The 7,981-nt window shown below is 69.3% G+C and carries 7 protein-coding genes and 1 pseudogene; 3 read left to right on the top strand and 5 right to left on the bottom strand.

The genetic code is table 11. The features are described 5' to 3' along the window. Nucleotides 1-65: 65 nt before the first annotated feature. Nucleotides 66-1,496, top strand: a pseudogene (gene epsV / locus D7W79_RS34950) (PCP family exopolysaccharide biosynthesis protein EpsV); the annotation flags it as partial. Nucleotides 1,497-1,554: 58 nt separating this feature from the next. Next, entirely contained in the window at nt 1,555-2,766 is a 1,212-nt protein-coding gene (gene epsU / locus D7W79_RS34945; protein ID WP_120529653.1) for an exopolysaccharide biosynthesis GT2 family glycosyltransferase EpsU, read from the top strand. A gap of 3 nt (nt 2,767-2,769) precedes the next feature. On the opposite strand, the gene D7W79_RS34940 is transcribed toward epsU, so the two are convergent. From D7W79_RS34940 to epsH, 3 genes are all read right to left on the bottom strand, one after another. Beyond that, nucleotides 2,770-3,225, bottom strand: a complete 456-nt coding sequence (locus tag D7W79_RS34940) for a MerR family DNA-binding protein (protein WP_158617130.1) — start codon at nt 3,223-3,225, stop codon at nt 2,770-2,772. Beyond that, entirely contained in the window at nt 3,200-3,640 is a 441-nt protein-coding gene (locus D7W79_RS34935; RefSeq protein ID WP_120529651.1) for a hypothetical protein, read from the bottom strand. The genes D7W79_RS34940 and D7W79_RS34935 overlap by 26 nt, the downstream gene beginning before the upstream one ends. 62 nt (nt 3,641-3,702) lie before the next feature. Then, nucleotides 3,703-4,956 (bottom strand): exopolysaccharide biosynthesis glycosyltransferase EpsH, encoded by a 1,254-nt coding sequence (gene epsH / locus D7W79_RS34930; protein ID WP_244222138.1) that lies wholly within the window; start codon nt 4,954-4,956, stop codon nt 3,703-3,705. Nucleotides 4,957-5,070: 114 nt separating this feature from the next. Between epsH and wzy the strand changes: the two genes are divergently transcribed. Further along, the gene (wzy, locus tag D7W79_RS34925; RefSeq protein ID WP_171437704.1) at nt 5,071-6,636 is read left to right on the top strand and encodes an exopolysaccharide repeat unit polymerase; all 1,566 of its coding nucleotides are present in this window, start codon (nt 5,071-5,073) and stop codon (nt 6,634-6,636) included. 7 nt (nt 6,637-6,643) lie between these two features. Here the strand turns inward: wzy and D7W79_RS34920 are convergent, their stop codons facing one another. Beyond that, nucleotides 6,644-7,093 carry a hypothetical protein gene (locus tag D7W79_RS34920; RefSeq protein WP_120529649.1) on the bottom strand — a complete coding sequence of 150 codons (450 nt, stop codon included), beginning with the start codon at nt 7,091-7,093 and terminating at the stop codon, nt 6,644-6,646. Next, nucleotides 7,094-7,729, bottom strand: coding sequence for a hypothetical protein (locus D7W79_RS34915; RefSeq protein WP_120529648.1), 636 nt, complete (start codon nt 7,727-7,729; stop codon nt 7,094-7,096). Nucleotides 7,730-7,981: the final 252 nt, after the last annotated feature.

Below are 7,981 nucleotides of genomic sequence, written 5' to 3'. Positions count from 1 at the left end.
GCCCAGCCCGTCGAACAGGAAGCCCCAGTCGATGAGGTCCGCCGCCGTACGTCCCCGAGCGCGAGGAGACGAACGCGCCGGCGGACCTCATCGACTGGGGCTTCCTGTTCGACGGGCTGGGCTTCGTGCGCCGGGCGATCTTCCGGCACTGGTTCCTGGGGTTGTGCATCATCGCGGTGATGAGCGGACTGGGGTCGCTGGCGGCGAAGCTGATGCCGCGCAAGTACCACGTCGAGACGCGGATGCTGACGTACCGCAACCTCATCATCTCCTCGCTGGTGAACCCGGGCCGCTCCATCCCGGTGGAAGCGGATCAGCCCACGCGCGCCGCGTGGGAGATGGTGCTCAGCCGGGGCAACCTCAAGTCCGTCATCAAGAACGCGAAGCTCATCGAGTACTGGGACCACATGCGCTCGCCCATGAGCCGCATGAAGGAGCAGTACCTGAAGAAGGCCCCGCCCCCCATGTCCGACGAGGACAAGGAGGAGGCGCTCATCGCGATGCTGGAGACCAGCCTCACGGTGATGGCGGAGGGCGGCAGCGGCACGGTGACCATCGGGGTGGACTGGAGCGACCCGCAGATGGCCTTCAACATCGTGGAGGCCGCGTCGCAGAACTTCCTCGACATGCGCCACGACTCGGAGATGAGCGCCATCTCCGAGTCCGTGAACATCCTCCAGGGCCAGGTGGCCAACGAGGCCGCGAACATCAAGCAGGCCATCGCGGACCTGGAGCGCGCGGTGAAGCAGGCGGACGCGCGCCGCAAGAAGAAGGAAGCGGACCCCAAGCAGGCCAGCGCGCGGCAGGCGCTCCTGCAGACGGACCACGCGCTCGCGCAGCTGAAGTTCCTGGTGCAGGCCAAGCGCCGCGCCATCCGCGACGTGGAGGAGTTCCGCAGCCGCCGCCTCACGGAGCTGCGCGCGCAGCTGGCCGAACAGCGAGTCGTCTTCTCCCCGCAGCACCCGGTGATTGTGGACCTGGAGCAGCGCGTGGCGACGATGCAGGCGGACTCGCCGCAGCTCATCTCGCTGCGCGCCGAGGAGCAGTCGCTCATCCAGGAGTACCTGCGCATGGGCGGCACGGACGTGGACTCCGCGACGGAGGGCACGAGCCTGGCGGGCCTCGGTGGTCCGATGGCGGGCGCGATGCTGGGCACGCCGGATGATCCGGAGGTGGCGGTGGCCACGGACCGGATGCGCATGGTCGTCATGCGGCATCAGGAGAAGCTGCGCCGGTTGGACCAGGCGCAGACGGAGCTGGAGATTTCGAAGGCGTCCATGAAGCACCGCTACAGCGTGCTCCTGCCGGCCCTCTTCCCGGAGAAGCCGTCCAAGCCGAACCCGAAGCTCATCGCCATCGCGGGCGTGGTGGGCGGGGTGGCGCTGGCGGTGTTCGCGGCGGTGGCGCTGGACATCCTGCGCCGCCGGGTGCTGGAGCGGTGGCAGGTGGAGCGGTTGCTCAAGTTGCCGGTGCTGGCGGAGCTGGAACGCCGCTGAAGATTCGAGCGCGCGGCCGTCCCTCGAAGGATGGCGCGAGCGCGGGGGTGACACTGTCGTGACGGTCTGGACCTGGGTGGACGTGGCGCTGTGCGTGGGACTCCTGCCGGTGGCGGTGGGCTGCGGCTATCTGCTGCTCCTGACGCTGTTGTCGGGACGCAAGGCGGCGCCGGTTCCGCCGTCGCCCGCGACGCGGAAGTTCGACGTCATCATCCCCTCGCACAACGAGGAGCTGGGCATTGCCCGGACGGTGGCGAACCTGTCCGCGGTGGACTACCCGGCGCACCTGCGGCGCATCATCGTCGTGGCGGACAACTGCTCGGACGCGACGGCGGAGAAGGCGCGGGAGGCGGGCGCCACGGTGCTGGAGCGCCAGGACGCGGAGAAGCGCGGCAAGGGCTACGCGCTGGCGCACGCCTTCGAGCGCAGCCAGCGTGACGGCTTCGCTGACGCGGTGGTGGTGGTGGACGCGGACACGGTGGTGTCCTCCAACCTGCTGCACGCGTTCTCCCGGCGGCTGGAGGACGGCGCGCACGGCGTGCAGGCGCACTACGGCGTGATGAACCCCACGGCGTCGTGGCGCACGCGGCTGATGACCATCGCGCTGGGCATGTTCCACCGCGTGCGCTCCATGGGGCGCGAGCGGCTGGGCGTGTCCTGCGGCCTGCGTGGCAACGGCATGTGCTTCACGCACGCGGTGCTCAAGCAGGTGCCGCACGACGCGTTCAGCGTGGTGGAGGACCTGGAGTACGGCATCCGCCTGGCGCGCGCGGGGCACCGCGTGCACTACGCCTGGGAGGCGGAGGTGCTGGGGGAGATGGTGACGGCGGAGAAGCAGAGCCGTTCGCAGCGCCAGCGCTGGGAGGGCGGCCGCGCGCAGATGCGCAAGCTGCACGGGTGGCCGCTCTTGAGCGACGCGCTGAAGCAGAAGAGCGGGCTCTTGCTGGACCTGTCCATGGACGTGCTGGTGCCGCCCCTGAGCCAGCTGGTGCTGGCGACGGTGGCGGGCTCGGTGCTGGCGGCCGGGGTGGTGTGGCTGTCCGGCGGCACTGCGGTGGCGGCGTCCGCGCTGGCGTCGTTCGGCCTGATGTCGCTGGCGCTGTACGTGCTGCGCGGCTGGTGGGTGTCCGGCGTGGGGCCGCGCGGGCTGCTGGACCTGGCGTGGGCGCCCATCTACGTGGTGTGGAAGGTGTGGCTGATGATTCGCGGCCCCGGCGCGGAGAAGAAGGGCGAGTGGGTGCGCACCACGCGTGAGGCGGAGCGCCGGTAGCGCTCAGGCGCGGGGCTTCCGCTTCGCCGGAGGCTTTTGCGCGCCGAGCGACGCCTGGATGGGACACACGGTGTCCGGAGGGCAGAAGCCCTCGGCCATCAAGGTGGTGATGGCGCGGCGCATGCGGCGCAGGTCGTCGATGCGCGCGTCGATGGCCTGCACCTTCGCCTCGGCGAAGCGGGCCACGTCGCGGGTGGGGGTGCCGCGCCGGTCCGTGAGGGCGAGGACGGCGGACACCTCCTTCAGCGTGAAGCCCAGCTCCTGGGAGCGGCGGATGAAGCGCACGCGGATGGCGGCCTCCGGGCCGTAGAGGCGCTGGCCGCTCTCGCTGCGGTCCATGGGCAGGAGCAGCTTGCGGCGCTCGTAGAAGCGCAGCGTGGACAGCTTCACGCCGGATTCACGCGCGAGCGCGCCGATGCGCAAAGGGGTCACTTCAACGGGCCGTCGCGGGGATGCCACCACGCCACCTCCTGCTCCCGAGGATGGCACCGCCCTGGGCGAACATCCACGCCAGCTCCAGCACCAGGAACCCGAGCACCACCCGCGTCGCCCCCTGCGTGAGGGCCCACACCATCCACGTGGAGAACAGCGCCCGGCCCGCGGTGTCGACGGCACCGTTGAACGCGGTGGACTGGAAGAGCCGCACCACCGACCACAGCGTCACGATGGTGCCGAACAGGGCCACGAAGAACAGGTGCGTGGACGTGAACGCGGGGAGCGGATCACCGCCGGCCCCCAGCGCTTGGTGCACGGCCCGGAGGTTGGAGAGCACCACCTCCGCGGTCCACGGCGTGGCGAAGGGGACGGTGACGACGAGGTCGTACAGCGCGCTGGCGAAGACGACGCGGCGAAGCAGGGACGGTTCAGGGTTCATGCGAAGGACCCTAACCCCTGCACCTTGGTGCAGAGGCAAGGGCCCCGTTCACGCCCCGGTCCTCAGTCCGCCAGCGGCATGCCGAAGTCCGGCTGGCCGCGCTCGCCGGACACCCAGCGATACACCTCCAGCACCTGCTCCGCCTTCGCCTTCCAGGTGAAGTGCTTGAAGATGCGCGCCCGCGCGCGCTCGCCCATGGGGCCAATCACGGACGGATCCGCGACCAGCTTCTCCAGCACGCCGCGCACGCGCTCGACAATCTCCTGCGGCGTGCCCATGGGGATCGCGAAGCCCGTGGTCGGGCTGACAATCTCACCCGGACCGCCGTAGTCCATCACGATGGGCACCAGCCCCAGCGCCATGGCCTCCGCCACCACCGCGCCGCCGAACTCGCGCACGCTGGGGAAGCCGAAGATGTGGTTCTTCGACAGGCGGCCCTGCAGTTCCTGGTGCTTCACCCAGCCGGCGAACGTCACGCCGTTCTCCAGCCCGCCCTTCGCCACCTGCGCGCGCAGGTTCTGCATCTCCGCGCCGTCGCCGATGAGCTCCACCTGCACCTTGCCCTCGCGCACCAGCGGCGCCGCCGCGTCGATGAGCATCGCCATGCCCTTGTACGGCACGAAGCGCCCCACGAACGCCACCCGCAGCGGCTCGCCGGGCTTCGGCGGCTCCGCCTTCGACGTGCCGAAGCGGCGCACGTCGATGGCGTTCTCCGGGATGTAGACCACCTTGTCCTGGTACTCCCGCGACAGCTGCGCCCGCGTCGCCCGCGAGCCCATCATCAGCGCCGCCGCGTTCTGCCGCGTCGACTTGTAGAAGGGCATCAGCTTGTAGACGTCCCGGATGTAGCTCAGCCACTCGCGCTCACGCACGCGCGCGTCCCCGAAGCCCTTGGGCCACGGCAGGCCGCCGTTCATGGGCCCCAGGATGAAGGGCACCCCCGCCTCCGCGCACCGCGCCGCCAGCGTGCTGGGCGTCGTGGGGCTGATGGGCGTGTAGCGGTGCACCACGTCGAATTCCTTCGCGCGGATGCGGTCCCCGAAGCGCCGCCAGAGCAGCTCCTCGAAGTAGTAGTACGGCAGCACGCTCAGCGCCGTGGCCGTCGTCCAGCCCACGCCCGCCTTGCCGCGCAGCACCTCGCCCACCTTCTCCAGCGGGCGCTCCACCGGCGTGGAGTCCAGGGCCGTGAAGTCCTTCCCCTCCACCAGCCCCTGCTTGAGGATGTTCTCGCGGTTTCGGACCTGGGTGACCAGGTGCACGTCCGCCACCTCGGCGAGCGCCCGGGCCAGGGACCAGCCTTCCAGGGGAACGCTCACCCAGTCTGGGTTGCACAGCTCAGCAATCAGGAGGACGCGGGGTCGGGAGCCAGCCATACGCCTTCCGCATCTATCCCAACCCGGGCCCGGGATATAGCCTCCCCCTCCGCTCCGATGGCCTTCAAACCCTCGCCCGCCGCCTGGCTCCAGTACATCGTCATGGTCGTGGGCCTGGGCGCCGTCACCCTGGGTGCGGCCGCCGTGGGTAACGGGGACCCCATCGTCACGATGGCGCCCGTGCTGGCCCTCACCGTGGTGTGGGTCATCCTGAAGATGCCGCTGCGCTACTTCGCGCTGGCGGTGCTCTATCTGGTGCTGGCGGCGGACTACACGCCCGAGCGCCCCCAGTCGATGTTCTGGCCCTCGCCGATGTTCCCCTTCGGCAAGCTGCTCTTCACCCAGCTGCACGAGCTGGTGGGCATTGGTGCGCTGCGGTTCCCGCTGGTGGACGGGCTCATCGTCTTCGCCATTGGCCTGGGCATCTACCGGCGGGCCACGAAGTCGAAGATTGATCCGCCCGTGGTGCCCATCCCCCGGCCACTGGTGGTGACGCTGACGATGTCCTTCATGGCCATCATGTGGATGGAGGTGTGGGGCATCGCGCGGGGCGGGGACCTGAAGAACTCGCTGTGGCAGTGGCACCAGGCCGCGGTGCTGCCGCTGGTGGCGATGATGTACCACTACAGCCTGCGCGGGCCGGAGGACTGGCCCGCGGTGGCGAAGACCATCATCGCGGCGGCGCTCACCAAGTCCGCGGTGAGCACCTACTTCGCGCTCGTCATCATCCCGGCGCAGGGGCTGGAGGTGGAGTACACCACCTGCCACTCGGACTCGATGACGTTCATCTTCGCCATCACGGTGTGCATCACGCGGTGGCTGGAGCGGCCCAAGTCCGGCCACGCCATCCGAGGCATCCTGATCATCATCCTGGTGTTCATCGGGATGTTCTTCAACGACCGCCGGCTCGCATACGTGAGCCTCGTGGGCGGGCTGGCGGCGGCGTACCTCTTCAACCCGTGGACGCCGCTGAAGAAGGGCCTCACGCGCGCCCTCATCGCGTGCTCACCGCTGCTGGTCGTCTACATGCTGGTGGGGTGGAGCTCCAGCAGCGGCATCTTCAAGCCGGTGCAGACCTTCCGCTCCATCATCGAGGGCCAGCACGCCGAAGGAGAGCTGGACTACCGCGACATCGAGAACCTCAACCTCATCGCGACGTGGGCGACCAATCCCGTGTTCGGCACGGGCTACGGGCACGAGTTCCTGGAGCCCTACCCGCTGCCCAACATCGCGTTCGTGTTCCCCACGTACCGGTTCCACCCGCACGACTCGCTCTTGGGCCTGTTGGCCTTCGGAGGGTGGTTCGGCTACACGATGGTGTGGATGTACCTGGTGGTGACGGTGTACCTGGCGGCGCGCTCGTACCACCGCGCGTACGCGGCGGAACATCGAACAGCGTGCCTGGTCATCGTGGGCGTCATCGCGTCGTACCTGAACCAGGTGTTCGGCGACATGGGCATCATCTCGTACATCTGCACGTTCGAAGTGGCCGTGGCGTCGGTGCTCGCGGGCAAGCTGGCCATGGTCACCGGCGCGTGGCCCTGGCCGCAGCGGGAGAAGGTGCTGGGCCTCACGCGCGCGGCGCCGGAAGAGGCGCCGCCCACCGGGGCGACGGCGGCCTAGCGCTGGCCTAGCGCTGGATGGAGAGGATGCGCCACTGGCGCGTGTCGATGGCGTACGTGGCGCTCGCGTCCGTCACGGGCCCATCCGCGTTGCAGGCGTCCTGCCGGGGGACGAAGCGCACGAACATCACGCCCTCCGGGCCGGGCGCCGTCCACACGTCGAAGGAGTCCCGCCGGTAGAGGCACAGCTCGTCCGCGGTCGCGCCCTTGTGCGGCTTCAAGTCCAGGGGGCGGAAGTCATCCATCGCCAGCTGCGTCGCGGTCGCCACGAGCGCGGGCGTCTGCATGCGCCCTTCGGCGGGCAGGTCCAGGGGGAACTGGAAGCGGGCCGCCTCCTCGGGGGGCGCGTGCGGAGGCCGCACCGGCCGCGTGAAGAGCGCGCAGGCACAGAGGGGCAACGCGAGCAGCGCCGCGAGCCCGCGCTTCACGAACAGCACTGACGAACCCTCGCGCCCCATCTAGTCCTCCACGGGCGTGATGAAGCCCGTGTCCTTGTCCGCTTCATGGATGTACCCGATGAGCTTCCACGCCTTGCCCTGCCGCAGATAGACCTCGCCCGGACGGCTCTCGCCCTGGTGTGGCACGAGCTTCGTGATGGTGCATCCTGAATCAAATTGAACCCGCAGGGTCCAACGTTGTGACTGACTCCAGCGGTCCTCCTGTGACATTCCCGACGGGAACCAGGGGTGGCTGTGGAAGTCCGCCAGCGTGGACGCGGTCCCCCGGTCGTCCCGGACGATGCTGGGCACGCTGCAGCTCTTGCGGCGCAGGTCCGCGCCCACCAGCGTCGTGCGCCCCAGCGGGGACGGCCAGCTGGCGTAGTACTCCCCGGAGCCCAGCGAATAGATGAGCCCGCAGTACTCCTGGCCGTAGTCGCGCTCCTTGGCCCGGTCCAGCGCCATCACCGCGGGGCAGAGCTGGTCGATGACCTCGTCGACGTCCGCCGACGGGTGCACCGCGGGCCAGGGCCCCTTCACCCAGACCCGGGCGCCCCGCTGGCCGAAGAGGGTCTCCGTGCCGCTCTGGAGGTAGGACGTGCCGGCGCAGCCCAGGAGCAACGCCACGCCCACCGTCCATGCATTCCGTCCGCGCATCCCGTCTCGCTGCTCCCGTCAGGGGAACCGGGAAAGCGAATAGCACGGTCAAAACTACAAAACCAGAATTCAAAGCAAGTCACACCGGCCCGTCCGCCCTGCGGCCAGCCCTTGGCGTTCCGCGTCATCCCCTCTGGACAGGCCCCTTCCAGGATGATTGTTTGCACTCAAATAATCTTGAAGATGGGGAGAGTGCCGTGCGCCGTTTCGTGCCGCCGTGGGTGTGGGGGTTGCTGCTGTCTGTTATACACA

It is taken from the genome of Corallococcus exercitus (assembly GCF_003611585.1).
Lineage (GTDB): Bacteria > Myxococcota > Myxococcia > Myxococcales > Myxococcaceae > Corallococcus > Corallococcus exercitus.
The sequence above is the reverse complement of the archived record's forward strand: the minus strand, read 5'-3'. Positions and strand labels throughout refer to the sequence as shown.

What these genes read in the sequence shown, in the direction of transcription:
- D7W79_RS34920 (WP_120529649.1), bottom strand. Translation starts at nt 7,093, where the DNA reads ATGGGGCGCGAGGGTTCGTCAGTGCTGTTCGTGAAGCGCGGGCTCGCG.
- wzy (WP_171437704.1), top strand. Translation starts at nt 5,071, where the DNA reads ATGGCCTTCAAACCCTCGCCCGCCGCCTGGCTCCAGTACATCGTCATG.
- D7W79_RS34935 (WP_120529651.1), bottom strand. Translation starts at nt 3,640, where the DNA reads ATGAACCCTGAACCGTCCCTGCTTCGCCGCGTCGTCTTCGCCAGCGCG.
- D7W79_RS34915 (WP_120529648.1), bottom strand. Translation starts at nt 7,729, where the DNA reads ATGCGCGGACGGAATGCATGGACGGTGGGCGTGGCGTTGCTCCTGGGC.